This window comes from Pseudomonas sp. MWU13-2517, assembly GCF_023242545.1.
Classification (GTDB): Bacteria; Pseudomonadota; Gammaproteobacteria; order Pseudomonadales; family Pseudomonadaceae; genus Aquipseudomonas.
In genome coordinates this window covers 159,635-178,925 of the sequence record NZ_JALMFA010000015.1, presented here as the reverse complement: position 1 = coordinate 178,925, position 19,291 = coordinate 159,635, and the positions used below count along the sequence as shown (strand labels likewise).

The following is a 19,291-nucleotide window of genomic DNA, read 5'->3' as shown; positions in this document are numbered from 1 at the left end:
AGCATGTCTCGCGTCGCTAAGAACCCCGTTAAGCTGCCAGCCGGTGTCGAAGTCAAATTCGCAGGCCAACAGCTTTCGGTGAAGGGTGCCAAGGGTACTCTTGAACTGAACATCCATTCGTCCGTTGAGATCGTTGAAGAAGCTGGTGAGCTGCGTTTCGCTGCTCGCAATGGCGATCAACAAACTCGCGCAATGGCCGGTACCACGCGTGCGTTGGTAAACAACATGGTCCAAGGCGTAAGCCAAGGCTTCGAGCGTAAGCTCCAGCTGGTCGGTGTTGGTTACAAGGCGCAAGCAAAAGGCACGGTTTTGAACCTGGCCCTTGGCTTCTCGCACCCTGTGGATTACGAACTGCCAGCGGGCATCACTGCTGAGACTCCTAGCCAGACCGATATCCTGATCAAGGGCATCGACAAGCAGCTGGTAGGTCAAGTGGCCGCTGAGATCCGCGACTTCCGTCCACCAGAGCCGTACAAAGGCAAAGGTGTGCGCTACGCGGACGAAGTCGTCCGTCGTAAAGAAGCCAAGAAGAAGTAGGGCATAGCAAATGACCGACAAAAAAGTTACTCGACTGCGTCGCGCTCGCAAAGCACGCCTGAAAATGCACGAACTCGAAGTCGTGCGTCTCTGCGTGTTCCGCTCGTCGCAGCACATCTACGCCCAGGTCATCTCGGCCGACGGCAACAAAGTCCTGGCAAGCGCCTCGACTTTGGATAAAGAACTGCGTGATGGTGCCACCGGCAACATCGACGCGGCCACAAAGGTTGGCCAGCTGGTCGCTACGCGTGCTAAGGCCGCTGGCGTCTCGCAAGTGGCTTTCGACCGCTCTGGCTTCAAGTACCACGGCCGCGTTAAAGCGCTGGCTGATGCTGCTCGTGAAGCTGGGCTGGAGTTCTAAGTTATGTCAAATAACGACCAAAAGCGCGACGAAGGCTACATTGAGAAGCTGGTTCAAGTTAACCGCGTAGCCAAAACCGTTAAAGGCGGCCGTATCTTCACTTTCACCGCGTTGACCGTGGTAGGTGATGGTAAAGGGCGTGTTGGCTTCGGCCGTGGCAAGTCGCGTGAAGTGCCTGCTGCGATCCAGAAGGCAATGGAAGCTGCTCGTCGCAACATGATCCAAGTTGATCTGAACGGCACCACTCTGCAGTACGCAATGAAGTCCGCCCATGGCGCTTCGAAGGTGTACATGCAGCCTGCTTCTGAAGGTACCGGTATCATCGCTGGCGGCGCTATGCGTGCTGTCCTCGAAGTTGCTGGCGTTCAGAACGTTCTGGCCAAGTGCTACGGCTCGACTAACCCGGTAAACGTGGTTCACGCCACTTTCAAAGGTTTGAAAGCTATGCAATCTCCTGAGTCCATCGCTGCCAAGCGTGGCCTGACTGTCAAGGAGATCTTCTGATCATGGCTACCGTTAAAGTAACGCTGATCAAAAGCATGACCGGCCGCATCCCTAACCACAAACTGTGCGTTAAAGGTCTGGGTCTGCGTCGCATCGGTCACACTGTAGAAGTCCAGGATACTCCCGAGAATCGCGGGATGATCAACAAGGCTTACTACATGCTGCGTGTAGAGGGTTAATCGATGAAACTCAATGATCTGAGTCCAGCGCCGGGTTCCCGTCGCGAAAAGCATCGTCCGGGCCGTGGTATCGGTAGCGGTTTGGGTAAGACTGGTGGCCGTGGCCACAAAGGTCAAACCTCCCGCTCCGGTGGCACCATCGCTCCAGGCTTTGAAGGCGGTCAACAGCCGCTGCATCGTCGCCTGCCTAAGTTCGGTTTCGTATCCCTGAAAGCCATGGACCGCGCAGAAGTGCGTCTGTCTGAGCTGGCTAAAGTGGAAGGCGACATCGTTACTGTGCAGACCCTGAAAGATGCCAACGTGATCAACGTCAACGTACAGCGTGTGAAAATCATGCTGTCCGGTGAAGTGACTCGCGCTGTCACTATCGGCAAGGGAATCGGCGCCACCAAAGGTGCGCGTTCGGCTATCGAAGCAGCTGGCGGCAAGTTCGAGGAATAAATGGCTAAGCAAGGTGCTCTCTCTGCGCTCGGCAAAGGCGGTATGTCTGAACTTTGGGCACGTCTGCGTTTTCTGTTCCTGGCGATTATCGTCTACCGAATAGGCGCACACATCCCGGTTCCAGGTATCAACCCGGACCGACTCGCAGACCTGTTTCGACAGAATGAGGGGACCATTCTTAGCTTGTTCAACATGTTTTCCGGCGGCGCGCTGGAGCGGATGAGCATCTTTGCATTGGGGATCATGCCGTACATTTCGGCATCGATCATCATGCAACTGATGACCGCCGTCAGCCCGCAGCTGGAGCAGTTGAAGAAGGAAGGTGAAGCTGGCCGTCGCAAGATCAGCCAGTACACCCGCTACGGCACTGTCGTCCTCGCCCTGGTTCAAGCTATCGGCATGTCCGTTGGCTTGGCAGGGCAGGGCGTTGCGTTCACTGGTGACTTTGGCTTCTATTTCGTCGCGGTATCCACTTTTGTGGCTGGTGCGATGTTCATGATGTGGCTGGGTGAGCAGATTACTGAGCGTGGTGTTGGTAACGGTATCTCGATGTTGATTTTCGCAGGTATCGTCGCCGGTCTTCCGAGGGCAATAGGGCAGTCTTTCGAGTCTGCTCGTCAGGGTGATATCAATATCTTCGCCTTGGTTGCCATCGGTTTGCTGGCAGTAGCGATTATCGGTTTTGTGGTGTTCATTGAGCGTGGCCAGCGTCGTATCGCTGTTCACTACGCCAAGCGTCAGCAGGGCCGTAAGGTCTTTGCTGCGCAGACCAGCCACTTGCCGCTGAAAGTGAATATGGCCGGTGTTATCCCGGCAATTTTCGCGAGCAGCATTTTGCTGTTTCCGGCTTCGTTGGGTACCTGGTTTGGTCAGTCTGAAAATATGGGCTGGCTGCAGGACCTCTCTCAGTCGATCGCTCCTGGTCAGCCGTTGAATATTCTGCTGTTTAGTGCAGGGATTATTTTCTTCTGCTTCTTCTATACGGCGTTGATGTTCAATCCGAAAGACGTAGCGGAAAACCTGAAGAAGTCCGGTGCCTTTATTCCGGGTATCCGTCCAGGTGAGCAGTCGGCACGCTATATTGATGGCGTTTTGACTCGTTTGACTCTGTTCGGTGCTCTATATATGACGGCCGTGTGCCTGTTGCCCCAGTTCCTGGTGGTTGCAGCAAACGTTCCGTTCTACCTTGGCGGGACCTCGTTGCTGATCGTGGTCGTGGTTGTGATGGACTTCATGTCCCAAGTACAATCGCACCTCGTTTCGCACCAGTACGAATCCCTGATGAAGAAAGCCAACCTGAAGGGTTACGGCAGCGGCATGTTGCGCTGAGTACCCATAAGGTTCGAGGAGTTGGTGATGAAAGTTCGTGCATCGGTGAAAAAGCTGTGCCGTAACTGCAAGATTATTCGCCGCGAAGGTGTTGTTCGAGTAATTTGCAGCGCGGAACCGCGTCACAAACAGCGCCAAGGCTGAGTGTGATCCGCTTGAAGCCCGGCAGCTAGTGCGCTGCCGGGTTGATTATTTGTTATTACAGCGATATTATCTCGCGCCCTATTTCTTGGCTTCCGGGGCGTAGGTAGCTGTCAATTGGAGTCCCACTGAATGGCCCGTATTGCAGGCGTTAACATTCCAGATAACAAGCACACTGTTATCTCGCTGACCTACATCTATGGTGTTGGTCGCACTACTGCGCAGAAAATTTGCGCAGTTGCTGGGGTAAACCCAGCCGCTAAGATCAAGGATCTGAGCGACGAGCAGATTGAACAGCTGCGTGGCGAAGTGGCGAAGTTCACCACTGAAGGTGACCTGCGTCGCGAAATCAACATGAAAATCAAGCGTTTGATGGACCTCGGTTGCTATCGCGGTCTGCGTCATCGTCGTGGTCTTCCAGTGCGCGGTCAGCGTACCAAGACTAACGCGCGTACCCGTAAAGGTCCGCGTAAGCCGATCCGCAAGTAATCGCCCCAGCGAATCGACAGGAAAATTATCATGGCAAAACCTGCTGCTCGTCCTCGTAAAAAAGTTAAAAAGACAGTGGTTGATGGCATCGCCCACATCCATGCTTCTTTTAACAACACCATCGTGACCATCACCGACCGTCAAGGTAACGCGCTTTCTTGGGCTACCTCTGGTGGTTCGGGTTTCCGCGGTTCCCGCAAGTCCACTCCGTTCGCTGCTCAAGTAGCCGCTGAACGTGCTGGTCAAGCTGCGCTGGAATATGGCCTGAAAAACCTCGACGTTAACGTCAAGGGTCCAGGTCCAGGTCGTGAGTCTGCTGTCCGTGCTTTGAACGGCTGTGGCTATAAGATCGCCAGCATCACCGACGTGACGCCAATCCCGCACAACGGGTGCCGTCCGCCGAAGAAGCGCCGCGTGTAATCCAGGAGATTGTAAAGAATGGCTCGTTACATTGGTCCAAAATGCAAACTCGCTCGTCGCGAGGGCACCGATCTCTTCCTGAAGAGCGGCGTGCGCGCGATCGAATCGAAGTGCAACATTGAAGCAGCACCTGGTATCCACGGCCAGCGCCGCGGTCGCCAGTCCGATTACGGCACCCAACTGCGTGAAAAGCAGAAGGTCCGTCGTATCTACGGCGTTCTCGAGCGTCAGTTCAGCGGCTACTACAAAGAAGCTGCTGGCAAGAAAGGTGCAACCGGTGAAAACCTGCTGCAACTGCTCGAATGCCGTCTGGACAACGTTGTATATCGTATGGGCTTTGGTTCGACTCGTGCCGAATCCCGTCAGCTGGTATCGCACAAGTCGATCAGCGTTAACGGTCAGACCGTAAACGTTCCGTCCTACCAGGTTCGTGCTGGTGACGTGGTCGCAGTTCGCGAGAAAGCAAAAAACCAACTTCGCATTGTCCAAGCTCTCGATCTGTGTGCCCAACGTGGCCGCGTAGAATGGGTAGAAGTAGACACTGAGAAGAAGTCGGGCGTTTTCAAGAACGTTCCTGCTCGCAGTGATCTGTCCGCCGACATCAACGAAAGCCTGATTGTCGAGCTCTACTCCAAGTAAGGGCTAGAAAATAGGTGCATCCATGCAGATTTCGGTAAATGAGTTCCTGACACCCCGCCACATTGATGTGCAGGTTGTCAGTCCAACCCGCGCCAAGATCACTCTCGAGCCTCTCGAGCGTGGTTTTGGCCACACCCTGGGCAACGCGCTGCGCCGCATCCTGTTGTCCTCAATGCCCGGCTGTGCAGTAGTCGAGGCCGAGATTGACGGTGTGCTCCACGAGTACAGCGCCATCGAAGGTGTACAGGAAGACGTAATTGAAATCCTGTTGAACCTTAAAGGTCTGGCTATCAAGCTGCACGGCCGTGACGAAGTTACGCTGACCTTGTCGAAGAAGGGTTCGGGGGTGGTTACCGCTGCCGATATTCAGCTGGATCATGATGTCGAGATCGTTAACCCCGATCACGTAATCGCTAACCTGGCGTCTAACGGCGCCCTGAACATGAAGCTCACCGTAGCTCGTGGTCGTGGTTATGAACCGGCCGACTCGCGTCAGAGCGATGAAGATGAAAGCCGCAGCATTGGTCGCTTGCAGCTTGACTCTTCGTTCAGCCCGGTTCGCCGTATCGCATACGTGGTGGAAAACGCCCGTGTCGAGCAGCGTACCAACCTGGACAAGCTGGTTATTGATCTGGAAACCAACGGTACTCTGGATCCTGAAGAGGCTATCCGCCGCGCTGCAACCATTCTGCAACAGCAGTTGGCTGCGTTCGTCGACCTCAAAGGTGACAGCGAACCAGTGGTAATCGAGCAGGAAGACGAGATCGATCCGATCCTGCTTCGCCCGGTTGACGATCTGGAACTGACTGTACGTTCGGCTAACTGCCTTAAGGCGGAAAACATTTACTACATCGGCGACCTGATTCAGCGTACCGAAGTAGAACTGTTGAAGACTCCGAACCTGGGCAAGAAATCCTTGACTGAAATCAAGGACGTTCTGGCCTCCCGCGGTCTGTCCCTCGGCATGCGCCTCGACAACTGGCCGCCTGCAAGTCTTAAGAAGGACGACAAGGCGACTGCCTGATCGTCGTAATCACCGAACGTGAGTTTGGTAAGGAATGAACCATGCGTCATCGTAAAAGTGGTCGTCACCTGAGCCGTACCAGCTCGCACCGCAAGGCCATGTTCCAAAACATGGCGGTGTCGCTGTTCGAGCACGAGCTGATCAAAACTACACTGCCGAAAGCTAAAGAACTGCGTCGCGTTGCTGAGCCGCTGATCACTTTGGCCAAGACAGACAGCCTGGCTAACCGCCGTCTGGCTTTCGACCGTACTCGTTCGAAAGCTATCGTTGGTAAGCTCTTCAACGACCTGGGCAAGCGTTACGCTACCCGTGAGGGTGGCTACCTGCGCATCCTCAAGTGCGGTTTCCGCGCTGGCGACAACGCGCCTATGGCGTACGTCGAGTTGGTTGATCGTGCTACTGCCGGCGAAGCTGTAAGCGCCGAGTAAGACGACAAGCTGTAACGAAGAACCGGGCCTAGTGCCCGGTTTTTTGTGTGCGTAATAAAAGCGCATGCGTACAAGCCTCCACGCGTTGTGCTTGGCACTATGAGGTCTAGGCAGGCTGGTAGATATTCTCTATCGACGCATACAATTTAATGAATTTGTAGACGTCATATTGATGATCAATACTTCCTCCAAGCCGATTAGCCGGCAGTTCCAAGTCCGACCTGAGGAAAATTGAGCATGAGCCAGAACAAAATCCTTACTACCGCCAGCGGCGCACCCGTTGCGGATAACCAGAATTCCCGCTCCGCCGGTCCGCGCGGTCCGTTGCTGCTCGACGATTTTCATCTGATTGAGAAGCTCGCTCACTTCAACCGTGAAAACATTCCTGAGCGTCGTGTGCACGCCAAGGGCTCGGGCGCTTATGGCACCTTCACCGTCACCCAAGACATCACGCAATACACCAGTGCGAAACTGTTTGAGTCCATCGGCAAGCAAACCCCGACCTTCCTGCGGTTTTCCACCGTAGGCGGTGAGCGCGGTTCGGCTGACACCGAGCGTGACCCACGTGGTTTCGCCTTGAAGTTCTACACCGAAGAAGGCAACTGGGACATCGTGGGTAACAACACCCCTGTGTTCTTCATTCGCGATCCATTGAAGTTCCCGGACTTCATCCATACCCAGAAGCGTCTGCCGCAAAGCAACCTGAAAAGCGCGCAAATGATGTGGGACTTCTGGTCGCACTCCCCTGAGGCGCTGCACCAGGTCACCATCCTGTTTTCGGACCGTGGCATCCCCGACGGCTACCGTCATATGCACGGCTTCGGCAGTCACACCTACAGCCTGATCAACGCCAAGGGCGAGCGTCACTGGGTCAAGTGGCACTACAAGACCAAGCAAGGCATCAAGAACCTGGCGCCGGCCGAAGCTGCGCGCTTGGCCGGTACTGACCCTGATTACGCCCAGCGCGATTTGTTTGGTGCGATCGAGCGCGGTGATTTCCCGAAATGGCGCGTCTGCATCCAGATCATGACTGAGGCTCAGGCCAACGCTCATTACGAGAACCCTTTCGATGTGACCAAGACCTGGTCGCAGAAGGAGTTCCCGTTAATCGAAGTCGGCGAGCTGGAATTGAACCGCAATCCGCAGAACTACTTCGCTGAAGTGGAACAGGCTGCATTCGGCCCGAGCAACATGGTTCTTGGCGTAGGTCTGTCGCCAGACCGCATGCTGCAAGGTCGTGTGTTCGCGTACGCCGATGCCCACCGCTATCGCGTCGGCACCAACCACCAGCAACTGCCGGTGAATGCCCCGCGCAGTCCAGTCAATAGCTACCAGCGTGATGGCTCGATGGCATTCGGCAGCAACGGTGGCGCGGCGCCCAACTATGAGCCGAACAGCTACGCGGATGCACCGAAACAAGCACCTCAGTACGCTGAGCCGGCGTTGGCCTTGAGCGGTGCCGCTGACCGTTATGATCACCGTGAAGACACCGACTACTACAGCCACGCCGGTGCGCTGTTCCGCCTGATGAACGATGAGCAGAAAGCATTGCTCACCAGCAACATCGCCGGTGCGATGGGTGGCGTTTCCAGCGATGTGGTCCAGCGTCAACTGCAGCACTTCTATAAGGCAGATCCTGCTTATGGAGAAGCAATCGCAAAGGCGTTGGGTGTATCGCTTAACTGACTCTAAACGATAAGCAGAACCGCCCTCATTTGGGCGGTTTTTGCGTTATTTCAGCCACTTTTCTCAGATAATCTTCACTTTTCTGCCGTTAGTCTCGTGACCTTCGAGTCATCATGGTTCAAACTACAGACTTTCAAGCAGGGAGATGTAGGGCGATGCAAGGTCACCCCGACGTAATCGATTACCTCAACACGTTGCTGACGGGCGAACTGGCAGCTCGTGACCAATATTTCATCCATTCGCGCATGTACGAAGACTGGGGCTTTACCGAGCTCTATGAGCGTATCAACCACGAAATGGAAGAAGAGGCACAGCACGCCGATGCACTGATGCGCCGTATCCTGATGCTCGAAGGCACGCCGCGTATGCGTCCCGACGATCTGGATGTGGGGACCACGGTACCTGACATGCTCGCCGCCGACCTTCGTCTCGAATACAAGGTCCGTGCTGCGCTCTGCAAAGGCATCGAACTCTGCGAGCAGCACAACGACTATGTCACTCGGGAAATCCTGCGAGTGCAATTGAACGACACCGAAGAAGATCACACCTACTGGCTCGAAAAGCAGCTTGGTTTGATCAAGCTGGTCGGTCTGGAAAACTACCTGCAATCGCAGTTCTGATTTCCGGCTACAAAAAAAGCCCCTGTCACCGCGAGGTGACAGGGGCTTTTTATCAGGCTTGAAAAAGTCAGGCCCGGTCGCGTTCCAACAAAGGTTTCAAGTAGTAACCAGTGTGTGACTGCGGCATTTCTGAGACCTGCTCCGGCGTGCCCACGGCGATAATCTGGCCACCCTTGGAGCCGCCTTCCGGCCCCAGGTCCACCAGCCAATCCGCGGTCTTGATCACGTCAAGGTTGTGCTCGATCACCACCACAGTGTTGCCGTGGTCACGCAGGCGGTGCAACACGTCGAGCAGTTGTTGGATATCCGCAAAGTGCAGACCCGTGGTCGGCTCATCGAGGATATACAGGGTTTTGCCCGTATCGCGCTTGGACAGCTCGCGAGACAGCTTCACCCGCTGTGCTTCACCACCGGACAGCGTAGTCGCCGATTGCCCCAGCTTGATGTACGACAGGCCCACATCCATCAGCGTCTGAAGCTTGCGTGCCAACGCAGGAACCGCGTCAAAGAACTCCCGCGCCTCCTCGATCGTCATCTCCAGGGTTTCATGAATGCTCTTGCCCTTGTACTTGATCTCCAGGGTTTCGCGGTTATAGCGCTTGCTCTTGCACACGTCGCACGGCACGTAGATGTCCGGCAGAAAGTGCATCTCTACCTTGATCAAGCCATCGCCCTGGCACGCCTCACAGCGCCCGCCCTTGACGTTGAACGAGAACCGTCCAGGCCCGTAGCCGCGTGAGCGGGATTCCGGAACGCCCGCAAACAGCTCGCGAATGGGGGTGAACAAGCCGGTATAGGTCGCCGGGTTGGAACGCGGCGTGCGGCCAATCGGGCTTTGGTCGATATCGACCACCTTGTCGAGGTGCTCAAGGCCTTTGATGCTGTCGTGGGCAGCCGCTTCCAGTGTGGTCGCACCATTCAGGGCGGTGGCGCTCAACGGGAACAGCGTATTGTTGATCAGGGTCGATTTACCCGAGCCGGACACACCGGTCACGCAGGTCAGCAGGCCCAGCGGAATTTCCAGGTCGACGTTGCGCAAGTTGTTGCCACGCGCGCCCTTGAGGTGCAGCGCCAGCTTCTTGTTGCGCGGCGTGCGTTTGGCCGGCACTTCGATCTTCACGCGGCCCGACAGGTACTTGCCGGTCAACGAATCTGGATGAGCCATGACTTCGGCAGGCGTGCCCTCGGCGACAATATGTCCACCATGCACACCTGCGCCCGGACCAATGTCGACGACGTAATCCGCCAGGCGGATCGCGTCTTCATCGTGCTCGACCACAATCACCGTGTTGCCGATATCCCGCAGGTGTTTCAGCGTGCCCAGCAGGCGATCGTTGTCGCGCTGGTGCAAACCAATCGACGGTTCATCGAGGATGTACAGCACGCCCACCAGTCCGGCACCAATCTGGCTGGCCAGGCGAATCCGCTGGGCTTCACCGCCAGACAAGGTATCGGCACTGCGATCCAGCGACAGGTAATCCAGGCCAACGTTGACCAGGAACTGCAAGCGCTCGCGAATTTCCTTGAGGATCTTGTCGGCAATTTCCCCGCGACGCCCCGTCAGCTTAAGCACGGCAAAGTACTCGCAAGCGTCACCGATCGGCAGGTTGGTCACTGCCGGCAGGGTTTTCTCACCGACCCACACATGCCGCGCCTCACGACGCAGGCGAGTGCCGCGGCAATCCGGACAAGGCTGAGTACTGAGGTATTTCGCCAACTCTTCGCGCACGCTGGCCGACTCGGTCTCGCGATAACGACGCTCCAGGTTCGGCACGATGCCTTCGAACGGGTGAGAGCGTTTGACGATATCGCCCCTGTCGTTCAGGTACTTGAAGTCGACGTTTTGCGACCCGCTGCCGTGAAGGATGACTTTCTGCTGCTCGGCCGGCAGTTGGTTGAACGGTACTTCCAGGCTGAATTTATAGTGCGACGCCAACGACCCCAGCATCTGGAAGTAATAGACGTTGCGCCTGTCCCAGCCGCGTATCGCGCCTTCCGCCAGGGTCAGCTCGCCGTTGACCAGGCGCTTGATATCGAAGAACTGCTTCACCCCCAGGCCATCACAGGTCGGGCAGGCGCCAGCTGGGTTGTTGAAGGAAAACAGCTTGGGTTCCAGCTCGCTGATGGCATGACCGCAGATCGGGCAGGCGAAGCGCGCAGAAAAGATGATCTCTTCGCCCGGCTCGTCATCCATCGGCGCCACCAGGGCAATGCCATCCGCCAGCTTCAATGCCGTCTCGAACGATTCCGCCAAGCGCTGCTGCAGATCCGCCCGTACCTTGAAGCGGTCGACCACTACATCAATGGAGTGCTTCTTCTGTTTGTCGAGCTTCGGCGCTTCGTCCAGCTCATACAGCTTGCCGTTGATGCGTGCGCGCACGAAACCTTGGGCCCGCAGCTCCTCGAAGACGGAAAGGTGTTCACCCTTGCGCTCGCGAATCACTGGCGCCAGCAGCATCAGCTTCGCGCCTTCCGGCTGGGCCAATACCAGGTCGACCATCTGGCTGACGGTCTGGGCTTCCAGGGGAATATCGTGGTCCGGGCAACGCGGAATACCCACCCGCGCGTAAAGCAGGCGCAGGTAGTCGTAGATTTCGGTGATGGTGCCCACGGTGGAGCGCGGGTTGTGGGAGGTCGACTTCTGCTCGATGGAGATCGCCGGCGACAGGCCTTCAATGGTGTCGACGTCGGGCTTTTCCATCATGGACAGGAACTGCCGGGCATAGGCCGACAGCGACTCCACATAACGCCGCTGGCCTTCGGCATACAGCGTGTCGAACGCCAGGGACGATTTGCCGGACCCGGACAAGCCGGTGATGACGATCAGTTTGTCCCGCGGCAGGGTCAGGTCGATGTTCTTCAGGTTGTGGGTTCTAGCCCCACGAATCAGGATCTTGTCCAAGATGGCCTCGCACGGCGGGCGTAAATAATGCCGGAGTATACGGCTAAAGACTGGATGAATATACACTGTCAAAAAGCCGCTTGCAGCTTTAGATGAAAGCTGCGCGGCAAAGCGCCGCATATACCCTCTCAATCGATGGGACTGGTAGAATCGCCGCCGGTTCACACGAGGTTTTTCCATGCACGATCCCCACAGCGAACGCATGAGTAGCGGCGAGACCCGAGCGGCAAGCGGTCTGGCCCTGGTGTTCGCCTTCCGTATGCTTGGCATGTTTATGGTGTTGCCGGTGCTGGCGACCTATGGAATGGATCTCGCAGGAGCGACCCCCGCCTTGATCGGCCTGGCAATCGGCGCCTATGGCCTGACCCAGGCGATTTTTCAGATTCCATTCGGGATTATTTCCGACCGCATTGGCCGTCGCCCGGTGATTTACCTCGGGCTGATCGTGTTCGCCCTCGGCAGTGTGCTTGCGGCCCAGTCCGACTCCATCTGGGGCGTCATCGCCGGACGGATCCTGCAAGGCGCCGGGGCCATTTCCGCTGCTGTTATGGCGTTGCTTTCGGACCTGACCCGCGAACAGCATCGCACCAAGGCGATGGCCATGATCGGCATGACGATCGGGCTGTCATTCGCGGTGGCCATGGTGGTCGGCCCGCTGCTGACGCGTGCGTTTGGCTTGCATGGGCTGTTCCTCGCCACCGGCGGCATGGCGTTGTTCGGGATCGTGATCGTGGCGTTCATGGTGCCGCGTTCCACCGGTACATTGCAGCACCGTGAGTCCGGCGTCGCGCGCAAGGCGCTGCTGCCGACGCTCAAGCACCCGGACCTGTTGCGCCTCGATTTAGGTATCTTCGTATTACACGCCATGCTGATGTGCAGCTTCGTCGCGTTGCCCCTCGCCTTGGTCGAAAAAGCCGGCCTGCCCAAGGAGCAGCACTGGTGGGTCTACCTCACAGCGTTGCTGATTTCGTTCTTCGCCATGATCCCGTTCATCATTTATGGCGAGAAGAAACGCAAAATGAAACGAGTTCTACTCGGCGCCGTCGCGACGCTGATGCTCACTGAGCTATTCTTCTGGCAGTTCGGCGACAGCCTGCGGGCGCTGGTGATCGGCACGGTCGTATTCTTCACCGCGTTCAATCTGCTGGAGGCCTCGTTGCCTTCGTTGATCAGTAAAGTTTCACCAGCGGGTGGCAAGGGCACGGCGATGGGGGTGTATTCCACCAGCCAGTTCCTCGGTTCTGCGCTGGGCGGCATCATGGGTGGCTGGATGTTCCAGCATGGCGGTTTGTCGGTTGTGTTCCTTGGATGCGCAGGTCTGGCTGCCCTCTGGCTGGCCTTTGCTGTTACCATGCGTGAACCTCCGTATGTGACGAGCCTGCGTTTGCCGTTATCGCCAGAAGCGATCCGCGAAGCCGGTCTGGTTGAGCGCCTCAAGGCCGTCACAGGGGTTACCGATGCCGTGGTTGTTGCTGAAGAAGCCGCCATCTACATCAAATTGGACACCGAATTATTGGATCGCGCGACGCTCGAGCAGTTGGTCAACCCAGTGCCGACAGCGCGCCCAGCCTAGGAGAACGTTATGGCCCGTGGGGTTAACAAAGTCATATTGGTCGGTACATGCGGCCAGGATCCCGAAGTTCGCTACCTGCCCAACGGTAACGCTGTGACCAACCTGAGTCTGGCGACCAGCGAACAGTGGACCGACAAGCAGACCGGCCAGAAGGTCGAGAAAACCGAATGGCACCGTGTGTCGATGTTCGGCAAAGTTGCAGAGATCGCCGGTGAGTACCTGCGCAAAGGCTCGCAGGTCTACATCGAAGGCAAACTGCAAACCCGCGAGTGGGAAAAAGACGGCATCAAGCGTTACACCACTGAAATCGTGGTCGATATGCAAGGCACCATGCAACTGCTGGGCGGCCGTCCACAAGGCGACCAGCAGGGCCAGGGCGGTATGTCCAACTCGGCTCCGCGCCCACAACAGTCCCGTCCGCAGCCAAGCCAGCAGCCACAGCGTGAGTCGCGTCCAGCGCCACAACAGGCCGCTCCGCAACCGGCTCCGGATTTCGACAGCTTTGATGACGATATCCCGTTCTAAGGTCTAAAGACCCGGAACAAGCAAAACCCCCGATGGCTAAACCCTCGGGGGTTTTTTATTGCCGCTGATCACGCATCCGTCGACGCCGCCGTCACCACCATCTCTTTGAACCGGCGCAATACCGCCGAACCGTCACCGATCCGTGTCGCCAGATGCAACGGCGCGACCAGGCTCCGGCACTCTGTCAGCTCTCGGTAGACGATGCCGTCGCCCCGCAACCGCTGCATCGACGCCGGCACAATCGACACCCCAAGCCCCGCCGCCACCAGGCTCAATGTTGCGGTCATGCGCGGCGCTTCCTGGACCACCTGTGGGCTGAAGCCAGCCTCACGACAAGCCACCAGGATCGCGTCATATAGCCCCAACCCCACGCGACGGCGATAAAGCACAAAGGACTCGGTCGCCAAGGCCGCCAATGGCAGGGGCGATGCGGAGTCGATTGCCAAGGGGTGGTCCGTCGGCAGCGCCAGCAGCATGGGCTCCACCAGAATCGGTTCGTCCTGCAGCGACGGCGCCCCGCTGAGCGGCGAACGGATAAACGCCGCATCGAGTTTCTCGTGCACCAATGCATCCAGTAGTTCGCCGGTGCCGGCTTCCTCCAGCACGACTGAAACACCGACAAAGGTTTCGCGAAAAAGCCGCAATACGCTGGGTACAAATGGATGCAGGGCAGCAGAGCTGGTGAAACCAATGGCCAGGCGGCCACGTTCACCGCGCGCGGCACGCTGCACTACTTCGGCCAACCCCTCAGCCTGGGCCAGTATTTCCCGTGCCTCGTCCAACAAGGCCAGGCCAGCAGTGGTGGGGCGCACACCACGTGGCAGGCGTTCCATCAGGCTCACACCGAGTTCGGCCTCAAGGTTTTGCAACATCCGCGTCAAGGGTGGTTGCTGCATGCCCAGGCGTTCGGCGGCTCGGGTGATATAGCCTTCTTCGGCGATGGCGACGAAGGCTTTAAGCTGGCGCAGTTCCAACATTGGGATACTTTTCAGGTATGGGAGAGCGTCAATCCTGGCATTTGTTCTCATGGCTCACAAGAATTAGGCTGTAGCCAACCTCAAGAAGAAGGAAAGCCGCGATGACCTGGTCAGCCAAGCAGTACACGATGTTCGAACAGCAGCGTACACGTCCGGTGCGTGATCTCGTTGCGGCTATTCCCAATACTGAAGTGCGCAATGCCATCGACCTGGGCTGCGGCCCCGGCAACTCCACTGAGGTCCTGGCCGAGCGCTTTCCGCATGCCCACGTGACCGGCATGGACAGCTCCGATGACATGCTGGCCGATGCGCGTAATCGGCTACCGGCGCTGAACTTCGAGCGGTCGGATATCGGCGATTGGAAGCCCGCGCAAACCTTCGACGTGATTTTGGCTAACGCATCCCTGCAGTGGCTGCCGGACCACGCCACGCTTTACCCGCATTTGATCCATCAACTGGCGCCGGGCGGCACGTTAGCGGTGCAGACACCGGATAACCTCGACGAACCCGCTCACCGGCTTGCTCGCGAGGTCGCTGCCGATGGCCCGTGGTCATCGCGGATCGGCACGGTCAAACACAATGAGCGCCATACCGCGAGCTACTACTACGAGCTGCTGAGCAAACACTGCAGCACCGTCGATGTGTGGCGCACCACCTACCAGCATCCGTTGGCGGATCACGCCGCAGTGGTGGAATGGTTCAAGGCTTCAGCCCTGAGACCCTTCCTCGCACCTTTGACCGAGGGTGAAAGGGCTGACTTCCTACAGCAATACAAGACGCGGATCACTCAGGCTTACCCAGCCCTGGGCGATGGCACCGTACTGCTGCCATTCCCGCGCCTGTTCATTATCGCGACCCGCTGACGCAGTAACGCCAAGTGGCGGTCAGGCCGCCGCCGCTTGCGCCTCCAAGTACTCAGCCGCCGACAGCACGCTTGCATAACCAAATGCCAGTGAAGCCATATAGGCCCCATGCACCTGCGCCGCTGGAATCACCTGGCCGTTGAACTCCAGGTCCCGCGTCGCACACGCATCATGAATCACCGTGACCTTGTACCCCAGGTCCGCCGCCGCTCGCACCACGCCGTCGATGCACATATGGCTCATGCTGCCGACCACCACCAGATCGGTGATGCTGCGCTGCTCCAGCAGGGTGCGCAGGTGGGTCCCGCGAAATGCATTCACAAAATGTTTGAGTACTACGGGCTCGCTGCCCTCGTTCAACACTTTGGTGTGCAGGTGGGCACCTTCGGAGCCCGGAGTGAAGAACGGTGCGTCATCGGAGGTGAACTCATGACGCACATGAATCACCGCGTCGCCTTTCTGGCGAAACGCCTGCAGCACTTGTGCGGCCTTGTCTGCGGCGGCATCCACGCCATCAAGCGGCCATTTGCCTTGAGGGAAGTAGTCGTTCTGGATATCGATTAGGATGAGCGCTTGCTTGACCATGTGTGTCGCCTCGCGAGATGGGGTTGATGGGCCCATTATCTTAACTGGCGCCTGCACCCGGGATTGGCTGCACCGACAATAACAGGGGGAAAACTGACAATGGTGGTTGAGCTCGGCGTGTTGATCTACCCCGGTGCGCAAATGGCGGCTGTGCATGGTCTGACTGATCTGTTCGGTGTGGCCAATCGCATCGCCGCCGACTATCAATCCGCGCAATTGCCACGGCTGCGGGTCAGCCACTGGCAGTTGAATGCGACAGGCACACCGATACGCGTATTCAGCAGCGATCCCGGTCCCGATCAACCGATGATGGCCGTACTGGTGCCCCCGTCGATAGGCGAGTTCACCGAAGACCAGGCACCCCCGGCATTGCTGGAATGGATTCGTCAGCAACACGCGGCAGGTGCGGTGCTGGGCGGCGTGTGTATCGGCTCGATCATGCTGGCACGCAGTGGGTTGCTGGATGGGCGCAGTGCTACCACCCACTGGTCGTCCGCCAAATCCTTCGCGGCCCGTTACCCCGCCGTACGCCTGGAGGCGGATAAACCCATCGTCGATGATGGCGACCTGATCACGACCGCTGGCTTGATGGCCTGGTCCGAACTCGGCCTGCGCCTAGTCGATCGCCTGATGGGCCCGAGCATCGCAGCCGACACGGCACGTTTTCTGGTGATCGAGCACAGTGACAGTGCCAGCCAGTGCGGCAGCAACTTCGCGCCCATTCTCGGCCACGGTGACGCTGCCATACTCAAGGTTCAGCACTGGCTGCAGGTCAGCGGGGCGGTGGACGTTTCCGTGGCGGCGATGGCTCAGGAGGCGGGGCTGGAAGAGCGTACGTTCCTGCGGCGTTTTCGCAGCGCCACGGGCTTGAAACCCACCGAATACTGCCAGCACCTGCGTGTGGGCAAGGCGCGGCAGATGCTGGAGTTCACCAACGCGACCGTCGACCATATCGCCTGGACCGTGGGTTACCAGGACCCCAGCGCATTCCGCGCCACCTTCAAGAAAATCACCGGTCTGGCGCCCAGTGAATACCGCAGCCGCTTTGGCGTTTGAATCGTGCAGAACGCCCCGGCACCCACGCAACGTCGTGCAGAATGAAGCAGGCCAACTGCTATCGTTTTTTCAGCAACTGCTTGATTTAAAAACTGTCCTCCCCGAAAGAGCCTTGGCCTATCCCTGCAACCTCCCTTGCACACACATGGCGCAATGGCCCAGGGGGACGCATGACCCTGACTCAACGCAAGAAGCTGGTAGTCGCTCATTCCGTACGCGGAGGGGCGCCGTTGCATGAGGTGCAAACCAACCGCGTTTTGGCCCGCTGGCTGGCGCAGGTTCTGGAGCTGCCATTCGGCGGCAGCTACGACGCCGGGTTGCATGCCGGCCAAGCGCTGTATCTTTTGCCTACGCAGACTCTGGTCGGACAGGCGCAGGCCCGCGCGCTCAACGTCCAAGGCCCGCAGGATTTGTGGGGCGGCTACGTCGACCACGATTTCATCTGCACCAAAGCCATCACTCACGGTGTGCTCGGCCCGCAGGCCAAGGTTCCCGAAGGTTGGTCGGCGCAGTTCTGCGAGCGTGTGCGAACGGTCGTGCTGGATGGCTTGAGCGTCTTCGCCCTGGAAGATGCCCGACCCGCAGCCACGCGCTTGCTGTACAGCGGGCCAATTCGCATGAAGCCGGTGCATGCCTGCGCGGGCCGTGGCCAGGAAGTTATCCACAGCGTGGATGAGTTCGACGCATTGCTGGCACGACCTGACGCCGCGCAGCGCTTCAACGACGGCGTGGTGCTGGAGCAGGACCTGCGCGACGTGGTCACCCATAGCGTCGGCCAGAGCTTTATCGGCGGTCACGTGTTGAGCTACTGCGGCGAGCAATACCTGACAAAAGACGGGCAGGGGGAAGACGTGTACGGCGGCTCCAACCTGCTGGTGGTGCCCGGAGACTACGACGACTTGCTGCAGTTGGAACTGTCCGCCGATGTGCGCGAAGCCATCGAGCAAGCCAGGGTGTTCGACGCCGCCGCCGATGAGGCATACCCGGGTTTTTATGCATCACGGCGCAACTACGATATCGCCCAGGGCCTGGACAACGACGGCCAGCGTCGCAGCGGTGTGCTTGAACAATCCTGGCGCATGGGCGGGGCCAGCAGCGCGGAAGTGGCTGCCCTGCAGACATTTATCAACAGCCCCGGCCTGCGTGCTATCCGCGTGTCCTCGGTGGAAACCTACGAGGACTTACTGCTGCCCGCCGGCGCCATCGAGGTGTATCGCGGCCCGGCGCAAACCAGCGAATTTCTTCTCAAGTACGTAACGGTTGAACCTTATGACGGCTAGAAGCGAAAGCATTGTGATCGAGATTGACGACGAACAGATGAGCGGCACGTTCCTGAGCCCCAAGTCCAAAGTGCCGGGGGTGCTGTTTGTGCACGGCTGGGGCGGCAGCCAGGAGCGGGACCTTGAACGGGCCAAAGGCATTGCCGGCCTGGGGTGCGTGTGCCTGACGTTCGATCTGCGCGGCCACGCCCTGGCCCGCGTCACCCGCGAGGACAACCTGCGCGACCTGCTGGCGGCCTACGACCGGCTACTGTCGCACCCGGCCATCGATACCTCGGCGGTGGCCGTGGTGGGCACCAGCTATGGCGGGTACCTCGCGGCGATACTCACCTCTTTGCGGCCCGTGCGTTGGCTGGCGCTGCGCGTGCCTGCGCTGTACCGCGACCAGGAATGGCTCAAGCCCAAACGCGAACTGGATAAGGCCGACTTGATGGACTACCGCAGTACCCTGGTTCACGCCGAAACCAATCGTGCCCTGCACGCCTGTTCGGTGTTTACCGGGGATGTGCTGATTGTCGAATCGGAAACCGATGACCATGTCCCCCACGCCACGATCATGAGCTACCGCGCGGCGTGTCAGCACACCCATTCCCTGACGCATCGCATCATCGACGGTGCCGACCATTCCCTCAGCGATCCGGTGTCCCAGCAGGCCTACACCTCCATCCTGGTGGACTGGGTGACCGAGATGGTGGTGGGCGAGCGGTTGAGCATCATCCAGTCCCGCTGAAG

At 58.3% G+C, this 19,291-nt stretch carries 23 protein-coding genes; 20 read left to right on the top strand and 3 right to left on the bottom strand.

Going from position 1 to position 19,291, the window contains the following annotated elements; translation table 11 throughout:
* The first annotated feature begins 3 nt into the window (after positions 1–3).
* From rplF to bfr, 14 genes are all read left to right on the top strand, one after another.
* The gene (rplF, locus tag M5B97_RS21840) at positions 4–537 is read left to right on the top strand and encodes a 50S ribosomal protein L6 (protein ID WP_003194640.1); all 534 of its coding nucleotides are present in this window, start codon (positions 4–6) and stop codon (positions 535–537) included.
* A 10-nt stretch (positions 538–547) separates the two neighbouring features.
* The gene (gene rplR, locus M5B97_RS21835) at positions 548–898 is read left to right on the top strand and encodes a 50S ribosomal protein L18 (RefSeq protein WP_003186037.1); all 351 of its coding nucleotides are present in this window, start codon (positions 548–550) and stop codon (positions 896–898) included.
* Positions 899–901: 3 nt separating this feature from the next.
* Entirely contained in the window at positions 902–1,402 is a 501-nt protein-coding gene (gene rpsE, locus M5B97_RS21830; protein WP_003176409.1) for a 30S ribosomal protein S5, read from the top strand.
* A gap of 2 nt (positions 1,403–1,404) precedes the next feature.
* Positions 1,405–1,581, top strand: coding sequence for a 50S ribosomal protein L30 (gene rpmD / locus M5B97_RS21825; protein WP_003176408.1), 177 nt, complete (start codon positions 1,405–1,407; stop codon positions 1,579–1,581).
* A 3-nt stretch (positions 1,582–1,584) separates the two neighbouring features.
* Entirely contained in the window at positions 1,585–2,022 is a 438-nt protein-coding gene (gene rplO / locus M5B97_RS21820; RefSeq protein WP_003176407.1) for a 50S ribosomal protein L15, read from the top strand.
* Positions 2,023–3,351 (top strand): preprotein translocase subunit SecY, encoded by a 1,329-nt coding sequence (gene secY, locus M5B97_RS21815; RefSeq protein ID WP_016969470.1) that lies wholly within the window; start codon positions 2,023–2,025, stop codon positions 3,349–3,351.
* Between the two features lie 27 nt (positions 3,352–3,378).
* A complete protein-coding gene (rpmJ, locus tag M5B97_RS21810) occupies positions 3,379–3,495 on the top strand; it encodes a 50S ribosomal protein L36 (protein ID WP_002555468.1) in 117 nt (38 codons plus the stop codon).
* A 129-nt stretch (positions 3,496–3,624) separates the two neighbouring features.
* Positions 3,625–3,981, top strand: coding sequence for a 30S ribosomal protein S13 (gene rpsM / locus M5B97_RS21805; RefSeq protein WP_003194635.1), 357 nt, complete (start codon positions 3,625–3,627; stop codon positions 3,979–3,981).
* Positions 3,982–4,011: 30 nt separating this feature from the next.
* Positions 4,012–4,401 (top strand): 30S ribosomal protein S11, encoded by a 390-nt coding sequence (gene rpsK, locus M5B97_RS21800; protein ID WP_002555466.1) that lies wholly within the window; start codon positions 4,012–4,014, stop codon positions 4,399–4,401.
* A gap of 18 nt (positions 4,402–4,419) precedes the next feature.
* Positions 4,420–5,040, top strand: coding sequence for a 30S ribosomal protein S4 (gene rpsD, locus M5B97_RS21795; protein WP_003176404.1), 621 nt, complete (start codon positions 4,420–4,422; stop codon positions 5,038–5,040).
* Between the two features lie 22 nt (positions 5,041–5,062).
* Complete coding sequence (gene rpoA / locus M5B97_RS21790; RefSeq protein ID WP_003176403.1) at positions 5,063–6,064, top strand: DNA-directed RNA polymerase subunit alpha; 1,002 nt, start codon at positions 5,063–5,065, stop codon at positions 6,062–6,064.
* Between the two features lie 41 nt (positions 6,065–6,105).
* On the top strand, positions 6,106–6,492 hold the full coding sequence (gene rplQ / locus M5B97_RS21785) for a 50S ribosomal protein L17 (protein WP_003176402.1): 387 nt from the start codon (positions 6,106–6,108) through the stop codon (positions 6,490–6,492).
* Positions 6,493–6,729: 237 nt separating this feature from the next.
* Complete coding sequence (locus M5B97_RS21780; protein ID WP_248732638.1) at positions 6,730–8,178, top strand: catalase; 1,449 nt, start codon at positions 6,730–6,732, stop codon at positions 8,176–8,178.
* A 155-nt stretch (positions 8,179–8,333) separates the two neighbouring features.
* Positions 8,334–8,798 (top strand): bacterioferritin, encoded by a 465-nt coding sequence (gene bfr / locus M5B97_RS21775; RefSeq protein WP_015886133.1) that lies wholly within the window; start codon positions 8,334–8,336, stop codon positions 8,796–8,798.
* A gap of 67 nt (positions 8,799–8,865) precedes the next feature.
* On the opposite strand, the gene uvrA is transcribed toward bfr, so the two are convergent.
* Entirely contained in the window at positions 8,866–11,700 is a 2,835-nt protein-coding gene (uvrA, locus tag M5B97_RS21770; protein WP_123717352.1) for an excinuclease ABC subunit UvrA, read from the bottom strand.
* A 178-nt stretch (positions 11,701–11,878) separates the two neighbouring features.
* Between uvrA and M5B97_RS21765 the strand changes: the two genes are divergently transcribed.
* Entirely contained in the window at positions 11,879–13,273 is a 1,395-nt protein-coding gene (locus tag M5B97_RS21765) for an MFS transporter (RefSeq protein ID WP_071489835.1), read from the top strand.
* Positions 13,274–13,282: 9 nt separating this feature from the next.
* Positions 13,283–13,798, top strand: a complete 516-nt coding sequence (locus M5B97_RS21760; protein WP_003232445.1) for a single-stranded DNA-binding protein — start codon at positions 13,283–13,285, stop codon at positions 13,796–13,798.
* A 68-nt stretch (positions 13,799–13,866) separates the two neighbouring features.
* Here M5B97_RS21760 and M5B97_RS21755 read toward each other — a convergent pair whose 3' ends face one another.
* Positions 13,867–14,775, bottom strand: coding sequence for a LysR family transcriptional regulator (locus tag M5B97_RS21755; RefSeq protein ID WP_248732637.1), 909 nt, complete (start codon positions 14,773–14,775; stop codon positions 13,867–13,869).
* Positions 14,776–14,876: 101 nt separating this feature from the next.
* Here M5B97_RS21755 and tam point away from each other — a divergent pair, with 101 nt between their 5' ends.
* Positions 14,877–15,638, top strand: a complete 762-nt coding sequence (gene tam, locus M5B97_RS21750; RefSeq protein ID WP_248732636.1) for a trans-aconitate 2-methyltransferase — start codon at positions 14,877–14,879, stop codon at positions 15,636–15,638.
* A gap of 21 nt (positions 15,639–15,659) precedes the next feature.
* Here the strand turns inward: tam and M5B97_RS21745 are convergent, their stop codons facing one another.
* Positions 15,660–16,223 (bottom strand): cysteine hydrolase family protein, encoded by a 564-nt coding sequence (locus M5B97_RS21745; RefSeq protein WP_248732635.1) that lies wholly within the window; start codon positions 16,221–16,223, stop codon positions 15,660–15,662.
* Between the two features lie 99 nt (positions 16,224–16,322).
* Between M5B97_RS21745 and M5B97_RS21740 the strand changes: the two genes are divergently transcribed.
* From M5B97_RS21740 to M5B97_RS21730, 3 genes are all read left to right on the top strand, one after another.
* Positions 16,323–17,279, top strand: coding sequence for a GlxA family transcriptional regulator (locus M5B97_RS21740; protein WP_248732634.1), 957 nt, complete (start codon positions 16,323–16,325; stop codon positions 17,277–17,279).
* Positions 17,280–17,449: 170 nt separating this feature from the next.
* The gene (locus M5B97_RS21735; protein WP_248732633.1) at positions 17,450–18,559 is read left to right on the top strand and encodes a DUF3182 family protein; all 1,110 of its coding nucleotides are present in this window, start codon (positions 17,450–17,452) and stop codon (positions 18,557–18,559) included.
* Positions 18,549–19,289 carry an alpha/beta fold hydrolase gene (locus tag M5B97_RS21730; protein ID WP_248732632.1) on the top strand — a complete coding sequence of 247 codons (741 nt, stop codon included), beginning with the start codon at positions 18,549–18,551 and terminating at the stop codon, positions 19,287–19,289. The genes M5B97_RS21735 and M5B97_RS21730 overlap by 11 nt, the downstream gene beginning before the upstream one ends.
* Positions 19,290–19,291 lie beyond the last annotated feature (2 nt).